The sequence below is a fragment of the Tateyamaria omphalii genome (assembly GCF_019802125.1).
Taxonomy (GTDB): Bacteria; Pseudomonadota; Alphaproteobacteria; order Rhodobacterales; family Rhodobacteraceae; genus Tateyamaria; species Tateyamaria omphalii_B.
The window spans coordinates 47,562-67,734 of sequence record NZ_JAHVHT010000003.1 but is presented as its reverse complement, the minus strand read 5'-3'; the positions used below and the strand labels follow the sequence as shown (position 1 = coordinate 67,734).

Here is a 20,173-nt window from a genome sequence, read left to right as displayed (position 1 = left end):
CATAATTACCTATACCTCCAATCAGACGAAATTTTGTTACGCGCCCGATTCACAGGAGATCGCTCATGTCGCAGCCTGCACAGAAAGACCGCCCCTGGTTGATCCGCACCTATGCCGGGCACTCGACCGCTGCCGCTTCCAATGCTTTGTATCGCTCGAACCTGGCCAAAGGGCAGACCGGTCTGTCGGTCGCCTTCGATCTGCCGACGCAGACAGGCTATGACAGCGATCACGTGCTGGCGCGCGGCGAAGTGGGCAAGGTTGGCGTGCCTGTGGCGCATCTGGGCGATATGCGGACCCTGTTCGACCAAATCCCGCTGGAACAGATGAACACGTCGATGACGATCAACGCTACGGCCCCCTGGCTTCTGTCGCTCTATATCGCCGTGGCCGAGGAACAGGGTGCGGATGTTTCCAAGCTGCAGGGCACCGTACAGAACGATCTGATCAAGGAATACCTGAGCCGGGGCACTTACATCTGCCCGCCGAAGCCATCACTGAAGATGATCGCGGATGTGGCAGAGTATTGTTACACGAACGTGCCGAAATGGAACCCGATGAACGTGTGTTCCTATCACCTGCAAGAGGCGGGCGCGACGCCGGAACAGGAATTGGCTTTTGCCCTTGCGACGGCCACTGCCGTTCTGGACGAATTGAAGCCGCGCATTGATCCGGCCGATTTCCCGGCCGTCGTGGGACGTATTTCCTTTTTCGTGAATGCGGGCATTCGGTTTGTCACCGAGATGTGCAAAATGCGCGCCTTTGTCGATTTGTGGGATGAGATTTGCGAGACGCGTTATGGCGTGACCGATCCGAAGTTCCGTCGCTTCCGGTATGGGGTGCAGGTCAATTCGCTGGGTTTGACCGAGCAACAGCCCGAGAACAATGTCTACCGCATTCTGATTGAAATGCTCGCAGTGACGCTGTCGAAAAAGGCGCGTGCCCGCGCGGTGCAATTGCCCGCTTGGAACGAGGCGCTTGGCCTGCCCCGCCCCTGGGACCAGCAGTGGTCGATGCGGATGCAGCAGATCATGGCCTTTGAAACGGACCTGCTGGAGTATGACGATCTGTTTGATGGCAATCCCGCCGTGGATGCCAAGGTCGAGGAATTGAAGGCCGGTGCCCGGCATGAGTTGGAAAACCTGGATGCCATGGGCGGGGCCATCGCGGCCATCGACTATATGAAAGCGCAATTGGTACAATCGAATGCCGAACGTCTGAACCGCATCGAAAAAGGCGAGACGGTCGTGGTTGGTGTGAACAAATATCAGGCGGGCGAGCAATCGCCGCTGATGACCGGTGACGGCGGTATCATGGTTGTCGACCCTGCGGTCGAGCAGGACCAGATTGATCGGCTGAACACCTGGCGTGCAGAGCGGGACGAGGCCGCCGTGACATCAGCGCTGGCGGATCTCAGGGCCGCAGCGCAAGCGGGCAAGAATGTGATGCCCGCTTCGATCATCTGCGCGAAAGCGGGTGTGACCACTGGCGAGTGGGCTGCACAGATGCGCGCCGTGCATGGGGAATACCGTGGACCCACGGGTGTGTCCTCGGGCCGGTCGAACATGACCGAGGGGCTCGATGATCTGCGCGATGCGGTGGATGCGGTCAGCGACCGATTGGGCCGTCGCCTGAAATTCCTTGTCGGGAAGCCCGGGCTCGACGGTCACTCGAACGGCGCCGAACAGATTGCGGTGCGCGCACGGGATTGCGGCATGGACATTGCATATGAGGGCATCCGCCTCACACCCGAGGAGATCGTGGCTGCCGCGCGTGAGGACGAGGCCCATGTCGTCGGACTGTCGATCCTGTCGGGCAGCCATATCCCACTGGTCGAGGACCTGATGCATCGGATGCAGGCCGCCGGTCTGAGCCATGTGCCGGTTATCGTGGGCGGTATCATTCCCGATGATGACGCTGACCGTCTGCGTGCCATGGGCGTGGCCCGCGTCTATACGCCGAAGGATTTCGAACTGAACACCATCATGCTGGATATTGTGACTCTGGCCGATCCGCAGGCAGTCGCAGCCGAGTAGCATAGCCAATCGATTGGCAAACCCACTGAACCGGAGAGGTCTGCACGATCGCTCCGGTTTTTTGTTTTCGAATTGATGGTCTTGGGATCGCAAAAAGAACCAGTAGATAGAGCCCGATATAGATATCGCCACAGCGCACGCACACGGAAGAAAAGATTCTTCTTTCGACTGGCAGTGGAAAGAAACGCGCATAGCGAGCAAATTATCGCCACTGACACAAAGTCGGTCAGCCATGCTATTGATTATCGACAGATTTTTGAGAATAGGGGAATCATCCAAACAAAACTGGGACAAATTTAATGGCAGTAAAACTCGACAAAATGAGCCGGAAAGAACTGGAAGCTTTGCGCGCCGATGTCGACGAAGCAATTGTGCAAAGGCGAAAGACTGAAAGACAAGAGGCTTTGGCAGCCGCACAAAAAGCAGCGGCGGAATTCGGTTTTTCCCTTGATGAGTTGACCGGGAAAAAGGGCGCACGCGGTGGTGCGAAAGCATCGAGTGCCGAACCAAAATACATGAACCCCGAAAATCCGACACAGACCTGGACCGGCAAGGGCCGTCAGCCAAACTGGTTCAAGGCAGCGGTCGAAGCGGGCAAATCGCCCGAAAGCCTGGAAATCTAGACTAAGCCGTTTGGCTTTATTGGATCGTGTCCCCGGATCTGTACGGGGCACGATCCAATCACCGCCCTTGAGCGCAAAGAGCTCTCGAACAACGTAGGGTCCGGCCCAAGCAATTGTGTGGCTGTGCGGCCCAATCCGTTTCCGAAACATCACCATCACTTGCACGCTTTGTTTCGGCTGCTGTCTCGATCTTCCTTGTTGTTTGTCATCTCCCTAACGTTGGAAGCCTGCGACTGTCGGCTCTGACGGTGACATATCCATCGTTGCCAATAGCCATCCACGATTTGATCGCGTGATTTGTAGAACAGACTGTTCTCCTTCGGATCAAAAATGGTTAATCGAACTCACTGTTTCAGACCAAGGAGTTGATTATGACCGTCCACATCGGTGCCGCCGAAGGCCAGATCGCAGAAACCGTTTTGATGCCCGGTGATCCCTACCGCGCGAAGTGGGCGGCCGAAACCTTTCTGGATGGGGCCGAACTGGTGAACGAAGTGCGGGGCATGCTTGGCTTTACCGGCATGTGGAAGGGCAATCGGGTGACGATCCAGGGCTCCGGCATGGGAATGCCGTCCCTGTCGATCTATGCGAACGAACTGATCTCCACCTATGGCGCGCAGACACTGATCCGCATTGGATCATGCGGGGGAATGCAGCCGCATGTCGGTATCCGGGACGTCATCATCGCGATGACGGCCAGCACGATCACGTCGCCATCTGCGGGGTTCTTCAAGGAAATCAACTATGCCCCCTGCGCCGACTACGGGTTGCTGGCAGCGGCGGTGAAGGCCGCTGAGGCGAGGGGGACCAAGACTCATGTCGGCGGAATCTACTCGTCGGATGTGTTCTATGCCGAGCGACCCGACCTCGATGAACAGATGACGCGGCACGGTATTCTGGGCGTCGAGATGGAGGCGGCGGAGCTGTACACCCTCGCGGCACGACACGGGCGCCGGGCGCTTGCCGTTCTGACCGTCAGCGATCACTTGCAAACCGGCGAAGCGCTTCCGTCAGAAGACCGCGAGCGGACGTTCGGGGATATGGTGGAAATCGCGCTGGAAGCGGCGTTTGCATAGCCGGTCCATATTTTTCGACATGATTACAAGGAGTTGAACGCTGCGACGGGGTGTCACCCCCTGTGCACCATCCGTACACCCCCCTGTGCACCCCCACCGTCACGGTCGGGTAGGGATTTGTTAGGATCCTACCCTTGAGCGGTTAACAAACCGTAGTCGTACCATCACCGGCCGTGGCTGCGATCGTAGCCGTTGGGAGGGGGGCTTTGCCAATTTTCCAGAGCTCCGGGTGTTGGGGCGAACACCTCGATCTTCAAGGGATGGCAGGGCGCGACATCGGAGCTGTGCTCTGATCCGCAATCGCCGCCAGGGCACGCGCTGAGCGCGCCGAGCAGGTCGATCTCGGCCAGAAAGTCGATGTGATCACCAGGGCGGACAGGCGACGCTTTCATGAAATATTGCCCGGTGTCGCGGGTAAAGCCGGTGCACATGAAGACGTTCAGCACATCGTGGACATGCAGCTCGGCCTCGGGCAACGAGAGGCCAGTGTGATCTGCGAGCGCGCGGGTCAGGTTGGAGTGACAGCAATGGTGGTAGTGCCCGCCTTGAAGCAGATTGCCTGTATAGGGGTCACACCGCGTGCCGATCACGTCATGCACGCCACCGCCGAAGTCGTCGATCCCGTACCAGTCGAGCGTATCGTGGATGATGGTGGCCATCGGGCGCAGGGTGGGAAAACTGGTCCAGAGCCGGTCGCCTGTGTTCACATGCGTGCCGTGCAGGGCGCGGGTTTTGCCCGAGTAGAAGCGCTCGCTCAGATCGTTCCTGTTCCAGAGGTTCAGGTCACCGACCTGTGGCCCTTCGATGGACGAGATCCGAAAGATGTGACCGGCGGGGATCTCGAATGTTGCGGCCTCGCGTGGCGGTGCAATGACTTCTGACAGCTTGGTCATGCCCTCGCGAGCCAAGGCGTAGGCCGCCATATCAGGTTGCGGAAGGGTGTCGGGCGGGTAGCAGATCACCGGCGGCAAGGCGCGGTGGGCGGCGGCGTGGTCGGGAAGATCGGTCATGCCCTGCACCCTAGCGGGCGGGCACAGGGGCGCAAGATGCGGGCCGCCAGATCCTGATGAAAGAGCGTTGCAGGTCAGCCGGGCGTTCGGTCGTGACGGCGGCGCCACTCGCGGGCATAGACGGATTCTTCGGTATGTTTGCGGTTCAGATCCCGCGCCCGCACCTCGGCCTCTTCCACGGTTTCGGCGCGCACTGTGGCAGCGCGCATCTGGGCACGGCGTTCGAACGGAATGACCTGCACCATGGGTGATCCCGCGGGCAGACGGATGTCCGGGCTGCGCCCGGTCCAGAAGAACGGCACATTCACAGGCACATCCAGCGCGTCGCAATCCACTGTGCCGGCAAAGGCCATGAAGGGCAGTTCGAAGTGGTTCACCGGGTGCAGAAACGTGGCCGACCAACCCGGAGGCAGTTTGACCCGCCACGGGTTCAGCAGCTTGAGCGGCATCGCGTTTTCAAAGGGCGGGTTCGGGGCGCCGATCTGACCGGGGTGGTGCATGTCTATCGGCGCAAAGGCCGCCGAAGCATCCCAGTGGAATTGGATGGCACCCGTCGCCGGATCGGCAGAGGTCCAGATGTCGTAGGGTGTCGGGATGATCCAGCCCTGCGCCATGACGTCCGCCACGGGCAGACAGGCGCGTACGGTCAAACCCGGCAGGCCATGGGCGTCCTTCATCCCCATTTCACGGTCGAGATTGCGGAACCAGTCCGGCAGGAACCTTGAGGCCGGCGCGGGTTCTGGGATCTTGCCCGCCAGGTCTGGCGGGCAGAGAAATTCAATGTCAGCCAAGGCCCCCTCCCGGTCGTCGTTTCGGCACTGTGCCGTCAGGCCGGGAAGCGTGCAAGTCGGATCAGACGGTGCGTTCGACCATCATCTTCTTGATGTTGGCAATTGCCTCGGCCGGGTTCAGGCCCTTGGGGCATGTCTTGGCGCAGTTCATGATCGTGTGACAGCGGTAGAGCTTGAACGGATCCTCGAGATCGTCGAGCCGTTCGCCTGTCGCCTCGTCCCGGCTGTCGATGATCCAGCGGTAAGCGTGCAGGAGTGCCGCTGGCCCCAAGTAGCGGTCGCCGTTCCACCAGTAGCTTGGGCAGGCCGTGGAGCAGGAGGCGCACATGACGCATTCATAGAGGCCGTCGAGCTTCTTGCGGTCCTCAATGCTCTGCTTCCACTCCTTGGCAGGGCGGTTTGTCTTGGTTTCCAGCCACGGCATGATGCTGGCGTGTTGGGCGTAGAAGTGGGTGAGGTCTGGGATCAGGTCCTTGACCACCGGCATGTGCGGCAGGGGATAGATTTTGACGTCGCCCTTCACCTCGTCCATGCCGTAGATGCAGGCGAGCGTGTTGATGCCATCGATGTTCATGGCGCAGGAGCCACAGATCCCCTCGCGGCAGGAGCGGCGGAAGGTGAGCGTCGGGTCAATCTTGTTCTTGATGTAGATCAGCGCGTCCAGGATCATCGGGCCGCAATCGTCGAGATCGACGAAATAGGTGTCGACCTGCGGGTTTTTGCCGTCATCGGGGTTCCAGCGGTAGATGCTGAACTTGCGCAGATTGGTTGCGCCCTCGGGCTTGGGCCATGTCTTGCCCGTCATCATGCGGGAGTTCTTCGGAAGCGTCAGTTGGACCATGGTCAGTTCCTTCTATTTGCGAGACCGCGACGCTGTCCGCGTTGCGGTATCTACATTCCGTTTCGGGCTTGCGCCCGTGTCGTTCTGGGCCATCAACGTGTCCCTGTTCATACTCGTGCCGCTGAACATCTCATCTCGCCCAGAGCTATCGGGAAAGACATCGGTTCAGGTTGCGCTGATACACGCTGGCCTGCGCTGCTGCGCCAACAGCGCCAGCGGCCAGAGCAGCGCCGAATGCATATGTCCCTGCTGTGGCCGCACTTCGGTTGAGGATACGCGCGCATCTGTCTCCGCGGTTCGATGCAAAGCCGCTTTGGCCCGATGTCGTCGCAACCGCCCTTTGCCGCGCACCATATTGGATTTGAAACACATCGGCCAAACAATCGTTCACGTTGCGGGCGCCTGCTGCTGTTGCACCCTGTCCGGGCGTAACACGTGGAAGCCCGCGGGCATCTGCGGCCAAAAGATACGTACCGGGCGCGCCGGTCTGCGCAATGCATGTTTGGGTCGGACCAGCGTTTTCGTTCGCGGCAGCGCCGTTGGCAGACAAAAAGGTCAGTGCAAAGATGATCAGCGAGAGTAGGTTTTTCATTCGGTCTTTCGTTCCTATTACGTGGCCGCGTCCGTGGGATTGCGCATCAGCGGTGCCGACAGATCGGCAACCTGTCTCTTTGGCGTTTCTGAATAGCATCTCATGTTGGAACATTTCTTAAGCCCTGTGCGAGCAAGCATTGCACTGTCTCTTGCCGCTCAAGGACGGAGCGCACCAAAGCGACTGTTGTTTCTGAAACGCCGATCACGGCGTCCTTGGCAAATTCCCCGATCTCGCGGGCCGAAGCATTGTCGATCACGCAGTCGGTGAAGGGGGTCACGGCCTGTTGCGGCACGGCCGGGAAGCGGGTGACGAGGGTTTCGGCCACCGCCGCCTTGGCACTGCGGCGGGCGACGTTGTCGACGGCTTGCGTGGTTTCGGCGCAGGCGGTGAGGGTGAGCGCGGCGATGAGGGCTGTGGCGCGGATCATGGCAGCACCACCTGTGCACTCGCCGTGCTGCGCAAGGTGTCGAGCCGGTTTGCATCGGCGGGAAACACTTTGGTCAGTTTGGTCATGAACCCTTCGTCCCGTGCAGCGGTCCAGAGCAGCATCTGGTATTCGTGATCATCGGCCATCTGTGCGCTGCGCTTGTCTGTTGTGAGGTCCGAAGCTGCGGTTGCATCCTGAAAGGACGATCCGCCGCCATAGCGTTGGACGGTGCCCAGAGACAGGTCACGGCCGGGCAGCTTCAGGCGGGACAGGGCCTCTTCCCGGTAGTGCGCGTCGGCGGTCCAGTCGTCGTAGCAAAGGGGCACGACGTCATCCTCCTGCACACGGGTCAGCATCTCGGAATAGGTGCCGAGGGCGCGGCCCATGATCCGGTTGCGGTCCAGCGGGCCGTAGCCCTCGTTGCCCTGGACCTTGCGCAGGAGCGATGCGGTCCAGTGCAGGAAGCTGCGGTAGATGATGATCAGCGTTTCTGGTGCAGCATATAGCGGCTTGGGCGCCGTGGGCGGCACCCTGTCTTCGTAGGAGACGACGGTGAACGGCAAGGCGCCCGCCCGTTGCAGCTTTTGTTGGCGTCCCACCTGCATGTCGACGTCAACGCCGTCTTCAAACACGGAAACACCACTGCACGACACCACCGGATCGGTTTTGGGGCGGCAGTCGTTCAGAAACACGCCATGACCGTTGGGGGCGTTGCGCATGATCCAGTTGATCAGCGCATGATTGCCCGAGCGCCGCATTCCATAGACGCGCAGCACCTGCCCGGGGGCAAATGCCACGTTCTCTTTGGTGCGCAGCGCTTGGGACATGCGGGTTTAGTAGACCCGCGCCTTGGGCGCGATTTTCTTGAGGTCGATGCCGCCATCGTTGTGGCTGGTCAGCGGTTGCAGGTGCACGCCGCGATAGCCAAGGCTGGCTGCGTTGCCCTTGAACCAGACGAGGCTGTGCTTGCGCCAGTTCTCATCATCGCGATCCGGATAGTCCTCGTGCGCGTGGGCGCCGCGGCTTTCTTTGCGCGCGGCGGCGGCCGTGATCGTGGCGACCGCGTTGGGCATGAGGTTCGTCAACTCCAGCGTTTCCATCAGGTCGGAGTTCCAGACGAGCGACGTGTCGGTGACCTGCAGATCGCTCTGCTTTTCGGCCACGGCCTTCATCTTCTCTTCGCCCTCGGCCAGCGTCTTGTCGGTGCGGAAGACGGCGGCGTCCTGCTGCATGGTGCGCTGCATTTCCAGACGCAGTTCCGCCGTGGGCACATGGCCCTTGGCATAACGCAGGCCATCGAAGCGGCTGAACGCAGCCTCGACCGAGCGTTTGTTGGGCGTCGGCACGGGGGCTGCCGCGTCCACCACATCCTTGGCGCGGATGGCGGCGGCGCGGCCGAAGACCACGAGGTCGATCAGCGAGTTGGAGCCAAGACGGTTCGCACCGTGGACCGAGGCGCAGCCCGCTTCACCCACGGCCATCAGGCCGGGCGAGACGTTGTCGGGGTTGTCCTTGGTCGGTGCCAGCACCTCACCCCAGTAGTTCGTGGGTATGCCACCCATGTTGTAGTGGACGGTGGGCAGGACCGGGATCGGTTCTTTGGTCAGGTCGACGCCTGCAAAGATGCGTGCCGACTCGCTGATGCCCGGCAGGCGTTCGGCCAGTGTTTCTGGCGGCAAGTGGTTGAGGTGCAGGTGGATGTGGTCGCCATCGGCGCCCACGCCGCGGCCTTCGCGGATTTCCATGGTCATACAGCGGCTGACCACGTCACGGGACGCGAGGTCCTTGTAGGTCGGCGCGTAGCGTTCCATGAACCGCTCACCTTCTGAGTTGGTGAGGTAGCCGCCCTCGCCCCGCGCGCCTTCGGTGATCAGGCAGCCCGAGCCGTAAATGCCGGTCGGGTGGAACTGTACGAACTCCATGTCCTGCAGGGGCAGACCGGCGCGGGCCGTCATGCCGCCGCCGTCGCCGGTGCAGGTGTGGGCCGATGTGGCCGAGAAGTAGGCGCGGCCATAGCCGCCGGTCGCCAGCACAACCATCTTGGCCGCAAACAGGTGCATTGTGCCGTCATCGAGTTTCCAGCACAGCACACCCTGGCACACGCCGTCTTCGGACATGATCAGGTCGACGGCGAAGTATTCGATGTAGAATTCGGCGTTGTTCTTCAGCGACTGGCCATAGAGCGTGTGCAGGATCGCGTGGCCGGTCCGGTCGGCGGCGGCGCAGGTGCGCTGCACAGGGGGGCCTTCGCCAAATTCGGTGGTGTGACCGCCGAAGGGGCGCTGGTAGATCTTGCCCTCTTCCGTGCGCGAGAAGGGCACGCCGTAGTGTTCAAGCTCGTAAACGGCTTTGGGCGCTTCGCGGGCGAGGTATTCCATGGCATCGGTATCACCCAGCCAGTCGGAGCCCTTGACCGTGTCGTACATGTGCCACTGCCAGTTGTCGGGCCCCATGTTGGACAGCGACGCTGCAATGCCGCCCTGTGCCGCCACCGTGTGCGAGCGGGTCGGGAACACCTTGGTTACGCACGCGGTGCGCAGCCCTTGTTCCGCCATACCCAATGTCGCCCGCAGCCCGGCGCCACCCGCGCCAACGACCACGACGTCATATTCATGCGTCTCGTAATCATATGCAGCCATGTCGGCCTCCTATTCGGTTCGGGCCTTGCCGCCCGGGAAGTGTCAGAGCGCGATGCGCGCGATCGCGAACAGCCCTGCTGCGATCATGGTATAGGCAAATGCGGTGGTTGCGATCAGCGTCAACTTTCCTGCAGTGCCATGAATGTAATCTTCGATCGCCGCGTGAGCTTCGCGCATCAGGTGCTGGATGATCACGATCAGGGCCAGAGCCATCAGGATGGCCGGGATCGGACGGCTGAAGAAGGCCAGAACCTCGGCATGGTTGCCGCCCAGTGCCGACGCAAAGAGCAGGACAAGGATCGGCACCAGCGGCACGAGCAGGATGGAGCTGACCATCATCTGCCAGTGGTGGTGGGTCCCTTCACGACCGGAGCCGAGGCCGGTGGCGCGTTTGCGGTCTGTCATAAAACGCATGTCGAACCCTCCTCAGGCCACAACGAGAACAAAGATGGTGAGCAGCGTGGCCCCGATGAACATGCCCTTGGCCATGTCTTCGGATACGGGGACCTGCACAAAATAGCCGAAATCCCACAGCACGTGCCGCAGGCGGCCCAGCATGTGGTAGAAGATACCCCACATCGCGAGCGTCAGGATTACCGTGCCCAGGATGCTGCGCAGAAGTCCGTCGATGGCCGCAAAGGCGGCTTCCGACGTTGCTGCCGCCAGCAGCCAGCTTACGACGAGGACCGAGGCGATCAGGCAGCCGATGCCGGTGATCCGCACCATGATGGACGAGATCGATGTCCATTGCGGGCGGTAGATTTGCAGGTGTGGCGAGAGCGGGCGATTGCCCCGATTGACGTCGGCCATGTTGCTTCCTTTATTCTCGGCTGCCCTTTGATACTCCTTTTTACGCGCGAGTCACGCGCGTCGACCCTAGAAATGGCGCGGTTTTTTGGCGCATTTGCAGGATTTTGCCCAAATGTGATCACGGCAGAAATACGTGTGATCACAAGCGCACTCACTCTGCATAATAAGTCACCTGCCGGATCGTCTCGCGCTGCAACTTGCGCTTGATTTGTTCGGGATAGTCCTCGAATCCCTGCGCTGTGACCACGAAGGCGCCGGGCCCGGTGATCACATTTTCGAAAAAATAGGCCGTCAGGTCGGTGTCATCCGTTTCAATCGCGATGGCGTTTACGGTGATGCCGGCCTCGTTCAGAGGGCCGCGTTGCCCCGCCGGTTCCAGACCTTCGTTCGACACACCATCGCCCGACACGTCGACGACCTTGCGGGTGCAGTGCGCGACAGTTGCGAATGCCTTGCGCGAGACGGCGAGTGCTTCGCCTATGGCCGTCGAGTAATTGCGCCAGATCCGGGGATCGTTTTCGATCTCTTCGGCGAGGGCAAGCACGTCACCATAGGATGCGATGCGGGTCCAAGGGATCGTCTGTTTCTGGCGCGTGGCGCCCGTCCATTGAACCAGTGCGACATGTGCTTCTTGCTCCACCAGCGCATCCGCGACGATGCCGTCGCGCAGCGCATGGGCCAAACCATCCATCTGGATGCGGTATTCGTCCCGATCCACGGAGCCCGACACATCCACCGCCAGCAGCAGTGCGAACTGGCACGCCTGAGCCGGAACACCCATAAAAAGCGATATGAAAATTCCGCGCCACATTGGCAAAGCCTAGCCTGCGCCATGCGCAAACGCACTTCACAAATGTGCCGTCACTCGAACTGGTCGTAGAGGGCGCGCAAATGGTCTTCGAACTCGGTGCACATGATGATTTCCGTGGTGCCGAGGTCGTAGAATGCGTTGGCCTCGCCGCAGGACTCTACGCGCACGATAAGCGGCGTCGGTAGATCGAAATCCTCATTCAGCGCAGCGACTTCCGCAGCCATCACGTCGGTTGTCAGCAGTTTGTGTCCCCCATCGGCAAAGAGGATGGAGTCGCCACGACCCGTGATCTCGTCAAAGGCAGGGCCCCAACTGTCGAGCGCGAGCTGGAACTCTTCGGGACAGGTTTCCGCTCGCTCTTCGGGCAGGCCGAGGTCGATGGCGAAACCCTCGCGTGCATCGGGGTTGGCCCCGTAGAACAGGCAAACCGTGTTGTAGAAGCGTTGTTCGTCCGGGCCGTGCGTGTCCCAGTATGTTACGTCGCCCGCAAAGTCGGCCTCTGCCAGAAAGCCGAACGCGGTGTCATAGGCGAGCGCTTGGGCCGCCTCTTCTTCGTAGAAGCCATCGATCAGCAGGACCGAGGCGACGTCGGCGGCGTCCTCTTCCTGACCAAAGACCGGCAGGGCGAGGATGTCGATCAGGGCGTGGCCCAGTTCGTGGTAGAAAATGCCCAAGAGGTTCGCCTCAACAAAGGCTTCGCGCTCTTCATTCGCGGCAGCAGGGCTGGCGAGCATCAGGCAGGGCAGAATGTAACGCAACATGGGCTCACTCCTTGCGCCATGCGGGATGGCGGGTGGGGCGTCGTCGTCAGACGCGCGTCACCCCGGCATCCTACATTGGCATCAAGGCCCAGTAATCCAAGTCAAGCAAGACCTCCGGCAGATATTTGCCGTCCTCGCCGCGCAACTGGAATGGCGCTCCGCCCTTGGTCGCGACCAGCCGCAAACGGATCGCACCGACGCCAGGCGCTGCGGTTTCCGCCTTGTCCAGCACCTCGGACCACGCGCGTACGGTATCGCCAGCGAGACATGGATTGGCGTGGGCGCCCGCGTTCAGCCCTACGACCATTTGCGCGTTTGCGAGCCCGTTGAAGGACAGCGCTCGGGCCATGGAGATCACATGGCCGCCGTAAATCAGGCGCGTACCGTCGGGGCGGGCGGAGGTGTCGAAATGCACTTTTGCCGTGTTCTGCCACAGCCGCGTCGCAATCATATGCTCGGCTTCCTCGATGGTAACACCGTCCACATGGTCAATCTGTTCGCCGACCTCGTAGTCGCCCCAACGATGCGGCTCACCCGCGAGGTCGAAGTCGTAGTTTTCGAACGTCAGACCTTCCGGCACGGTAAGTGTCCCCGCGGGGACAACCTTGTTCAGCTCCGGAATCACGGTCTCGGGCGCGGGTGCGTCCAGGTTCCCTTTGCGCACCATGACCCAGCGGACGTATTCCAGCACCGCTTCGCCATGCTGGTTCCGGCCTGTCGTGCGCACATAAACCACACCCGACTTGCCGTTCGAGTTCTGCTTGACCCCGATCACTTCGGATTCCGATGTCAGCGTGTCGCCCGGCCAGACCGGCTTGAGCCAGCGCCCTTCGGCATAGCCCAGGTTTGCCACCGCGTTCAGCGACACGTCCGGCACGGTTTTGCCAAAGACGGTGTGAAACGCGATCATGTCATCGAGCGGAGAGGCCGCCAAACCAGACGCCTGCGCGAACGTGTCGGACGAATAAAGCGCGTGCCGCGCCGGATAAAGCGCGTGGTAGAGCGCCCGTTCCCCTGCCCCGACAGTGCGTGGCACCGCGTGCGTCAGCACATCGCCGACGCTGTAGTCTTCGAAAAACCGGCCCGAATTGGTTTTGGCCATTACTGTTCCCCTAGTTTGATGTCCGGGGTGTAGTCCCCCGGCACGTCCTTTGTGACCGCTTGCCCGCAGCGCATGACACCCGCTGCGTGGTCCCAGGTCTGGGTAGGCGGGCCATACAGCTCCCAACCCGCATTGAGCGCGGCAGTGACCTTGTGGCAAAAGGCGGATGTGTCCTCTTCGGACAGGAAACGATAGAGTTTCATGGGCTTATCCCGGGAATGGCCAGACACCCAGCCAGTTGTGGATCCAGCCGATGACGCCCAGCAGGATGATGGAGCCCACGAAGAACATGGCGTCCTTGGCGAGTGTCCCCTCGGGTCCGCGTTGCCAGTTTGGCTCGTTGGAATTGATGATGCGTGCAGCCGCGATGGCCCAGATCAGGAGGCCGCCAAACAGGACGATTGAGGCCAGATCGCCATTCACCAAGAGGTGCGCGATGGCCCAGAGGGAAAAGCCCGTCAGCATGGGGTGGCGCATCCCTGACACCAGCTTGCCGCGCTTGGGCGCGGGGCTGAGCAGGTAGATGGCGATCAGCATGAGCAGATTGTTGATATGGATCGTGAAACTGGGCGGGAACCAGACGTTGATGAAGTCCGTGCCGCGATAGCCGATCACCATCAGGACGATGGAGAGCACCACAGCTATTGCAACGGCGCCCTTGCCGGGATCACCCATCGCCGCGCGGCGTTCGGGTGCGACACGTTTGAACAGATGCGCCGTCCACCACAGGGCGACACCCGCAATCAGAATGATCCAATACATCGTCTATCCTTTTGCCATGGCTGCGATGGCATCGGCCTTGGCCAATGTCTCGCGCGCCGTGACGATGTGCAGATTCTCGACGATACGTCCATCAACTACGGCAACGCCTTGCCCACTGGCCTCGACCTCTTCAAAGGCGGTGATCTGGCGGCGGGCGAGGTCAATCTCGGCCTCCGATGGGGAGAAGGCGGCGTTGGCGATGTCCACCTGCGCGGGGTGGATCAGTGTCTTGCCGTCGAACCCCATGTCGCGGCCTTGGTCGCATTCGATTTTCAGGCCGTCCTCGTCCTTGAACGCGTTGTAGACGCCATCGACGATAGCACAGCCATGCGCCTTGGCCGCCAGTAGGCAGAGGCCCAGACCGGTTTGCAGCGGCAGGCGGTCGGGGCGGAAGCGGGTTTGCAGCTCTTTCGCCAGATCGTTTGTGCCCATGACCATGCCTTGCAGCTTGGGGTGTGCGCCGATGGCCGGTGCGTTGATCATGCCCAGAGGCGTTTCCATCATGGCCCAGAGCGGGGTGTCGCCCGTAATGTCGGCCAATGCATCCAGATCATCGGGGCTGTTGACCTTTGGCAGAAGGATTGCGTCTGCACCCATGTCCTTGGCCGCCTGTGCGTCATCGCGACCCCATGCGGTGTCGAAGCCGTTGATGCGCACGATCTTGAGGCGTGCGCCATAGCCGCCCTGCGCCAGCGCCTCTGCCAGTGTCGCGCGCGCGCTTTCCTTTTCCTCGAGCGACACGGCGTCTTCCAGGTCGAAGATGATCGCGTCGACCGGCAGACCGCGTGCCTTGTCCAACGCGCGCGGCTTGGAACCCGGGATGTAAAGAACGGAGCGGAGGGGACGGTCGAGGGCCATGGCGTGCGATCCTTGCGAGTCATAAAGTTGCGCGGAAAGGGCCATTTTTTGCCAGATAGTTCAAGCGCTATTTTTCTGCATTGCAGAAATCACGTCCCGGCTTCCTGTCAATTCAGAAGCCTTTCATCGAGTTTTAACGACCTGCGCACGCAGCGTTAACCATTATTCAAGGCTAGATCCGCACATTTGTCCCAATCCGACTGCGCGGGGAGGGCCGTTTCGGCAGGGCCGCCGAACACTTCACGGAACGTGCAAAGGGTCGGGTATGAACCGGGGCTGCCCGGTCATCGCCGGGGTTCCGGCTGGGCCAGATGACCAGAGGTGACGCCTTCCTTTGTGAAAGGCTGAACGTGATGACACGGATGATGAATGTGATGACAGCGGGTGTTCTGGCGCTCGCAGCGATGGTTAACGCGGCACAGGCGCAGCAGCAGGCGCGAAATTGCGGTCCCCGCGATATTGTGGTGAGCCGGTTGGCCGAGGGCTATGGCGAGACGCGGCAGTCCATGGGTCTGGGCGCCAACAATTCGGTGATCGAGGTGTTCGCCTCGGAAGAGAGCGGGACGTGGACCATTACGGTGACAACGCCAAACGGCATGACATGCCTTGTGGCAAGCGGTCAGGCCTTTGAAGCGCTGGCCGAGGCATTGCCGGCCAAGGGCAAAGACGCCTGAAACGGGCGGACGACACGTCCGCCTTACGGTTGCAACAGATTGAAAAGGACGCTCTTCAGAGCGTCCTTTTTTGGTCTGCGGGCGGGTCAAGATCGTAAGGCGGATCCCGATCCGCCTGGATCAGTTTCGAACAGGTGCGCGCCGGATGGTCATGCCCCACTTTTCATCCGCGCCGAAGCCGAGCTTCTCATAGAAGCCGCGTGCGTCGGCCGTGCGCCCGGTGAGCAGCATGATCTTGTAGCAATCCGCAGCCCACGCCGCGTCGATCACCGCCTGCATGACCCGCCGTCCCTGCCCCGTGCCGCGATGATCCCTTTGCGTGACCACGTTTTCGACAAGCGCATACGGTCGTCCACCCTGCGTGACGTTTGGCAGTATGTGCAGCGTAGCCATGGCAACCAGGGTAGTATCCGAAAACACGCCAAGAACGGTAGTACCGGTATGGGTCACCACAGCAGCAAATGCATCGTCGGTCCCAAGCGGAGCGTCACCGACCAGATCCCGATAGAGATCCAATGCCTGCTTCGTATCACCGGCGGTAAGCGCGCGCACCGTCATGTCAGCCCGTCCCAGATCAGCTTGGTCCCTGTCACCGTGAGCAGTACATAGGTCAGGCGGAAGAACAGCTTTTCCGGGACCATATGATGCGCCTTGACCCCCAACCACGCGCCGAGCAGGGCGAATGGGGCGAGCGCAAGGTTTGCCATTGTGGTTTGTGTCGTGAACATCCCCAGAAAAGCATAGGGAATGAACTTGGCGATGTTGATGGCCCAGAAGGTGAGTACCGTGCTGGCCTGATACTCCGTCTTGGTCAGGTTCAGAGACAACAGGTAAACAGCAGCGGGCGGGCCACCTGCGTGGCTGACGAAGCTGGTGAAGCCCGCGACCACCCCCGCCAGCGCACCTGCGGCTTTGGACAAGGCAACCCGAGATGCCCGGATCCAGCCTCGTGACTGCGCCAGTTGCCAGGCGACGAACCCGATTGAAATCGCGCCGATCAAAACACGGAACACGTCTGCATCCGCGCGCGCAAACAAGAGCGCGCCCAGCGCCACGCCCGGCAAACCGCCGAGGATCAGAAGCAAAGAGGCGCGCGCGTTCCATTTACCCCAGTAGGGGCGCAGGGTAGCCAGATCGATTAGCATGAGAAGCGGCAACATTACGCCCAGCGCCAGTCCCGGCTCCACCACGAGCGCCAGAATCGATGCGGCGGCAAAGGCGGCCCCCGATCCGAAACCGCCCTTGGACACCCCGGCAAAGATCACGGCTGGCGCAGCAACGGCGAAAAACCAAAGATCTAGCGTCACGGGTGTGTTGCCCTTCGAAAAACAGCCTCTTTCCGCCCCCTTAGCGCGCAAACCACCCATAGACCAGCGCCGTAGCGTCACTCTGCTGCAGTGCGGCGCCCTTGCGCGACGCCCCGTCACACGCTAGGCACCGCGCCAACTAAACCCCAAGTGCGGAGACTTTCACCCATGGCCAGACCCAAGATTGCCCTGATCGGCGCCGGTCAGATCGGCGGCACGCTTGCCCACCTTGCAGCTTTGAAAGAGCTGGGCGACGTGATCCTGTTCGACATCGCCGAAGGCACCCCCGAGGGCAAAGCCCTCGACATCGCGGAATCCGGCCCCTCCGAAGGGTTCGACGCCAAGCTGAAGGGCACGCAGTCCTATGCCGACATCGCAGGCGCGGACGTCTGCATCGTGACCGCCGGTGTGCCGCGCAAGCCGGGCATGAGCCGCGATGACCTTCTGGGCATCAACCTGAAAGTCATGAAGTCCGTGGGCGAAGGCATCGCCGCCAACGCGCCCGACGCTTTTGTCATCTGCATCACCAACCCGCTCGACGCGATGGTTTGGGCGCTGCAGAAATTCTCGGGCCTGCCTGCAAACAAGGTTTGCGGCATGGCCGGCGTTCTGGACAGCGCCCGCTTCCGCCACTTCCTGGCCGAAGAGTTCGACGTCTCGATGAAAGACGTCACAGCGTTCGTTTTGGGCGGTCACGGCGACACGATGGTGCCGTCGGTGCGCTATTCGACTGTTGCCGGTATCCCCCTGCCCGATCTGATCGACATGGGCTGGACCTCGCAGGAAAAGATGGACGCGATCGTACAGCGCACCCGTGATGGTGGTGCCGAGATCGTCGGCCTGCTGAAAACCGGTTCTGCCTTCTACGCCCCTGCGACCGCGGGCATCGAGATGGCCGAAGCCTATCTCAAGGACCAGAAGCGCGTTCTGCCCTGTGCTGCACATTGCGACGGCGAGTTCGGCCTGAAAGGCATGTATGTGGGTGTGCCCACCGTGATCGGTGCGGGTGGCATCGAGCGTATCGTGAACATCAAGCTCAACAAGGAAGAGCAGGAGATGTTCGATACCTCCGTCAAAGCCGTGCAAGGTCTGATGGAAGCCTGCAAGGGCATCGACGACAGCCTCGCGTAATATAGCCACAGGCTTGAAATTTGAGGGCCGGATGTCATCGCATCCGGCCCTTTTCATGTTTATATGGTTCACATGCCCGAGATGCGCCCCATAGAACGCAAGCTGACCACGGTTCTGGCCGCGGATGCCGCGAACTATTCCGGACGGATGAGCGTGGATGAAGAAGGCACCGTGCGCGCGTTGCGCGGCACGCGCGCTGTTATCGATGCCGCTATTGCCAATTGCGGCGGGCGCATTGCGAACACATCGGGCGACGGGTTGATTGCAGACATCCCCTCGGTTGTCGGCGCGGTCCGCTGTGCCATCGACATCCAGCGCACGATCAACGGCCGTCCCGACTTGCTGCCGTTCCGCTTAGGCATCCATCTGGGCGACGTGATCGTCGAGGGGCAGGATCTGCTGGGAGACGGCGTGAACCTGGCGGCACGTCTGCAGGAGATGGCCGAAGTGGGCGGTATTCTGGTGTCGCAACACGTCTTTGACACAGCGCGCAACAATCTGGGCACTGTCGAGATGCGACCGCTCGGTCCGACAACGCCGAAGCATCTGGCAGATGAGATCGGCGTTTACGCGGTGATCGCTGAAGGGGTGACCGCACCGCATTTGCTTGACAATCTGGGACCGAAGGTCGGGTCCGCCGACAGCTTTTCAATCCCCGACGAAGATGCGTTTGCGTCGGTCCCAGCTGTCGCAGACACCCCGGTCCGCGCAAAGTTCAAGAAGGATCGCAATCGCATTCTCGGTGCCCTTGGCGCGGTTGTGATTGTCGACATCACGGCTGGCCTGCCTTTTTTGGTGACAGCCATTCCCGAGGTTGCGCTGCTTTACCTGCTTTACACAAAGTGGAAGGCGTACAAAGGCGCGACACCACCCGCGACGCCATCTTAGGCGTTTATCACATCTGCCAGTTCAGGGTTACGGCGCATCAGTTCAGCATCGAAGGCTGCAACGCTGAGGTCCGGGCATGCGGGCCCGAGCACGCGGGCCGGGTCAAAGGATATGTCGCGCAGCAGATCGAAACGGTTGAGTTGCGCGTGCCGGGCGTCGGTCATGGCAAAGAGTGCGTGATGGGCAGCCATAGCCTCTTGCCGGTTCTGCGATTTCTCAAGCATCCACGCGATCTGTTCCGCACGATGTGGTTGCAGGATCGTGGCCTGCACCTCCGGCGGCGTCTGACGATAGCGTAGCACTTTCATCACCCAGTGCAGCGGTGTCATGCCGTCGAAATGAAGCAAGCGCGCCGTTGTCGACACCCGCTTGGCGGCGCGACGCTGGCGCCCCTCGGACCCGGTGCGTGTCGCGTTATGCACGCCAAGGCGCAAACCCGCCCCGACCTGCACACCGCTTTTGCCTGCGCCGTGGGAATACTGGCCGCGCTTCATAAAGCGGGCGAAGGGGGCAAAAGCCGCTTCCGCATCGTCTTCGGACAGGTCCGAACTGGCGCGGTAGGCGCCGTCAAACAGCGTCGATTGCGCGCCCGCAGGAAAGATGCGTTCGAGGACCGGCAGGTTCAGTTCCGTCAGCGGATCGGCATGGGCAGACAATTCGGCGCTCAGATCGCCGTCCTGCCAGATGAACTCGTCCGCATCGATGTGAAACAGCCAATCCAGATCGCATCGGTTCTGCGCCCGGTTGGCATTGATGGTCTGGCGACGCATCTGGGACGGGGGCCGTCCCTTGTTCGGGCGGCGCGCGCGCCAATAGGCATCATCGCAGCACTGCATGGTGCAACCGTCGATTGCCGATAGCACCTCTGCGGCCGGGTCATCGGGGTCGTCCAGGAAGACGTAAACGGCAGCCGCGCCGGTGGCCAAATGCCAGCGCACATTCGTCTCGACCAACGCCGCCGGTTCGTTCGCTGTCAGTACCGTTCCCCAGCGCAGGCCGTTTTCCTTTGATTTTATAGGAAATTGCGACAT

Annotated in this window: 24 protein-coding genes; 6 read left to right on the top strand and 18 right to left on the bottom strand. The window is 61.1% G+C overall.

Annotated elements, in window-relative coordinates; genetic code table 11:
* Positions 1–65: 65 nt before the first annotated feature.
* From KUV51_RS12745 to deoD, 3 genes are all read left to right on the top strand, one after another.
* Positions 66–2,036, top strand: coding sequence for a protein meaA (locus KUV51_RS12745; RefSeq protein ID WP_222522027.1), 1,971 nt, complete (start codon positions 66–68; stop codon positions 2,034–2,036).
* A gap of 299 nt (positions 2,037–2,335) precedes the next feature.
* Positions 2,336–2,659 carry an H-NS family nucleoid-associated regulatory protein gene (locus KUV51_RS12740; protein ID WP_222522026.1) on the top strand — a complete coding sequence of 108 codons (324 nt, stop codon included), beginning with the start codon at positions 2,336–2,338 and terminating at the stop codon, positions 2,657–2,659.
* A 371-nt stretch (positions 2,660–3,030) separates the two neighbouring features.
* Entirely contained in the window at positions 3,031–3,735 is a 705-nt protein-coding gene (deoD, locus tag KUV51_RS12735; RefSeq protein ID WP_222522025.1) for a purine-nucleoside phosphorylase, read from the top strand.
* Positions 3,736–3,899: 164 nt separating this feature from the next.
* Here deoD and KUV51_RS12730 read toward each other — a convergent pair whose 3' ends face one another.
* From KUV51_RS12730 to KUV51_RS12660, 15 genes are all read right to left on the bottom strand, one after another.
* Positions 3,900–4,745, bottom strand: a complete 846-nt coding sequence (locus KUV51_RS12730; protein WP_222522024.1) for an urea carboxylase-associated family protein — start codon at positions 4,743–4,745, stop codon at positions 3,900–3,902.
* Between the two features lie 74 nt (positions 4,746–4,819).
* Positions 4,820–5,536 carry a hypothetical protein gene (locus KUV51_RS12725; protein ID WP_222522023.1) on the bottom strand — a complete coding sequence of 239 codons (717 nt, stop codon included), beginning with the start codon at positions 5,534–5,536 and terminating at the stop codon, positions 4,820–4,822.
* Positions 5,537–5,597: 61 nt separating this feature from the next.
* Positions 5,598–6,377 carry a succinate dehydrogenase iron-sulfur subunit gene (locus KUV51_RS12720; protein ID WP_222522022.1) on the bottom strand — a complete coding sequence of 260 codons (780 nt, stop codon included), beginning with the start codon at positions 6,375–6,377 and terminating at the stop codon, positions 5,598–5,600.
* A gap of 145 nt (positions 6,378–6,522) precedes the next feature.
* Positions 6,523–6,969, bottom strand: a complete 447-nt coding sequence (locus KUV51_RS12715; protein ID WP_222522021.1) for a hypothetical protein — start codon at positions 6,967–6,969, stop codon at positions 6,523–6,525.
* Positions 6,970–7,069: 100 nt separating this feature from the next.
* Entirely contained in the window at positions 7,070–7,399 is a 330-nt protein-coding gene (locus tag KUV51_RS12710; RefSeq protein WP_222522020.1) for a hypothetical protein, read from the bottom strand.
* Positions 7,396–8,226 (bottom strand): hypothetical protein, encoded by an 831-nt coding sequence (locus tag KUV51_RS12705; protein ID WP_222522019.1) that lies wholly within the window; start codon positions 8,224–8,226, stop codon positions 7,396–7,398. Before KUV51_RS12705 ends, KUV51_RS12710 begins: the two co-directional genes overlap by 4 nt.
* Before the next feature lie 6 nt (positions 8,227–8,232).
* Positions 8,233–10,038: a succinate dehydrogenase flavoprotein subunit gene (gene sdhA, locus KUV51_RS12700; RefSeq protein ID WP_222522018.1), complete on the bottom strand. Its 1,806-nt coding sequence runs from the start codon at positions 10,036–10,038 to the stop codon at positions 8,233–8,235.
* 42 nt (positions 10,039–10,080) lie between these two features.
* Positions 10,081–10,452, bottom strand: coding sequence for a succinate dehydrogenase, hydrophobic membrane anchor protein (gene sdhD / locus KUV51_RS12695; RefSeq protein WP_222522017.1), 372 nt, complete (start codon positions 10,450–10,452; stop codon positions 10,081–10,083).
* A gap of 12 nt (positions 10,453–10,464) precedes the next feature.
* Entirely contained in the window at positions 10,465–10,848 is a 384-nt protein-coding gene (sdhC, locus tag KUV51_RS12690) for a succinate dehydrogenase, cytochrome b556 subunit (protein ID WP_222522016.1), read from the bottom strand.
* A gap of 151 nt (positions 10,849–10,999) precedes the next feature.
* Complete coding sequence (locus KUV51_RS12685; RefSeq protein ID WP_261385837.1) at positions 11,000–11,629, bottom strand: DUF1194 domain-containing protein; 630 nt, start codon at positions 11,627–11,629, stop codon at positions 11,000–11,002.
* 80 nt (positions 11,630–11,709) lie between these two features.
* Positions 11,710–12,420: a DUF4344 domain-containing metallopeptidase gene (locus KUV51_RS12680; RefSeq protein ID WP_222522014.1), complete on the bottom strand. Its 711-nt coding sequence runs from the start codon at positions 12,418–12,420 to the stop codon at positions 11,710–11,712.
* Between the two features lie 70 nt (positions 12,421–12,490).
* Positions 12,491–13,522: a MaoC family dehydratase gene (locus tag KUV51_RS12675; protein ID WP_222522013.1), complete on the bottom strand. Its 1,032-nt coding sequence runs from the start codon at positions 13,520–13,522 to the stop codon at positions 12,491–12,493.
* Complete coding sequence (locus KUV51_RS12670; RefSeq protein ID WP_222522012.1) at positions 13,522–13,725, bottom strand: DUF1737 domain-containing protein; 204 nt, start codon at positions 13,723–13,725, stop codon at positions 13,522–13,524. The genes KUV51_RS12675 and KUV51_RS12670 overlap by 1 nt, the downstream gene beginning before the upstream one ends.
* A gap of 4 nt (positions 13,726–13,729) precedes the next feature.
* Entirely contained in the window at positions 13,730–14,284 is a 555-nt protein-coding gene (locus tag KUV51_RS12665) for an NnrU family protein (protein WP_222522011.1), read from the bottom strand.
* 3 nt (positions 14,285–14,287) lie between these two features.
* The gene (locus KUV51_RS12660) at positions 14,288–15,142 is read right to left on the bottom strand and encodes an HpcH/HpaI aldolase/citrate lyase family protein (RefSeq protein ID WP_222522010.1); all 855 of its coding nucleotides are present in this window, start codon (positions 15,140–15,142) and stop codon (positions 14,288–14,290) included.
* Positions 15,143–15,495: 353 nt separating this feature from the next.
* On the opposite strand from KUV51_RS12660, the gene KUV51_RS12655 reads away from it, so the two are divergent.
* On the top strand, positions 15,496–15,816 hold the full coding sequence (locus tag KUV51_RS12655; RefSeq protein WP_410001076.1) for a hypothetical protein: 321 nt from the start codon (positions 15,496–15,498) through the stop codon (positions 15,814–15,816).
* Positions 15,817–15,936: 120 nt separating this feature from the next.
* Here the strand turns inward: KUV51_RS12655 and KUV51_RS12650 are convergent, their stop codons facing one another.
* Positions 15,937–16,374: a GNAT family N-acetyltransferase gene (locus KUV51_RS12650; RefSeq protein WP_222522009.1), complete on the bottom strand. Its 438-nt coding sequence runs from the start codon at positions 16,372–16,374 to the stop codon at positions 15,937–15,939.
* Positions 16,371–17,123 carry a sulfite exporter TauE/SafE family protein gene (locus KUV51_RS12645; protein ID WP_315898829.1) on the bottom strand — a complete coding sequence of 251 codons (753 nt, stop codon included), beginning with the start codon at positions 17,121–17,123 and terminating at the stop codon, positions 16,371–16,373. The genes KUV51_RS12650 and KUV51_RS12645 overlap by 4 nt, the downstream gene beginning before the upstream one ends.
* A gap of 168 nt (positions 17,124–17,291) precedes the next feature.
* Between KUV51_RS12645 and mdh the strand changes: the two genes are divergently transcribed.
* The gene (mdh, locus tag KUV51_RS12640) at positions 17,292–18,254 is read left to right on the top strand and encodes a malate dehydrogenase (protein WP_222522007.1); all 963 of its coding nucleotides are present in this window, start codon (positions 17,292–17,294) and stop codon (positions 18,252–18,254) included.
* 72 nt (positions 18,255–18,326) lie between these two features.
* The gene (locus KUV51_RS12635; RefSeq protein ID WP_222522006.1) at positions 18,327–19,142 is read left to right on the top strand and encodes an adenylate/guanylate cyclase domain-containing protein; all 816 of its coding nucleotides are present in this window, start codon (positions 18,327–18,329) and stop codon (positions 19,140–19,142) included.
* Here KUV51_RS12635 and KUV51_RS12630 read toward each other — a convergent pair.
* On the bottom strand, positions 19,139–20,173 hold the full coding sequence (locus KUV51_RS12630) for a glycosyltransferase family 2 protein (protein WP_222522005.1): 1,035 nt from the start codon (positions 20,171–20,173) through the stop codon (positions 19,139–19,141). The genes KUV51_RS12635 and KUV51_RS12630 overlap by 4 nt on opposite strands.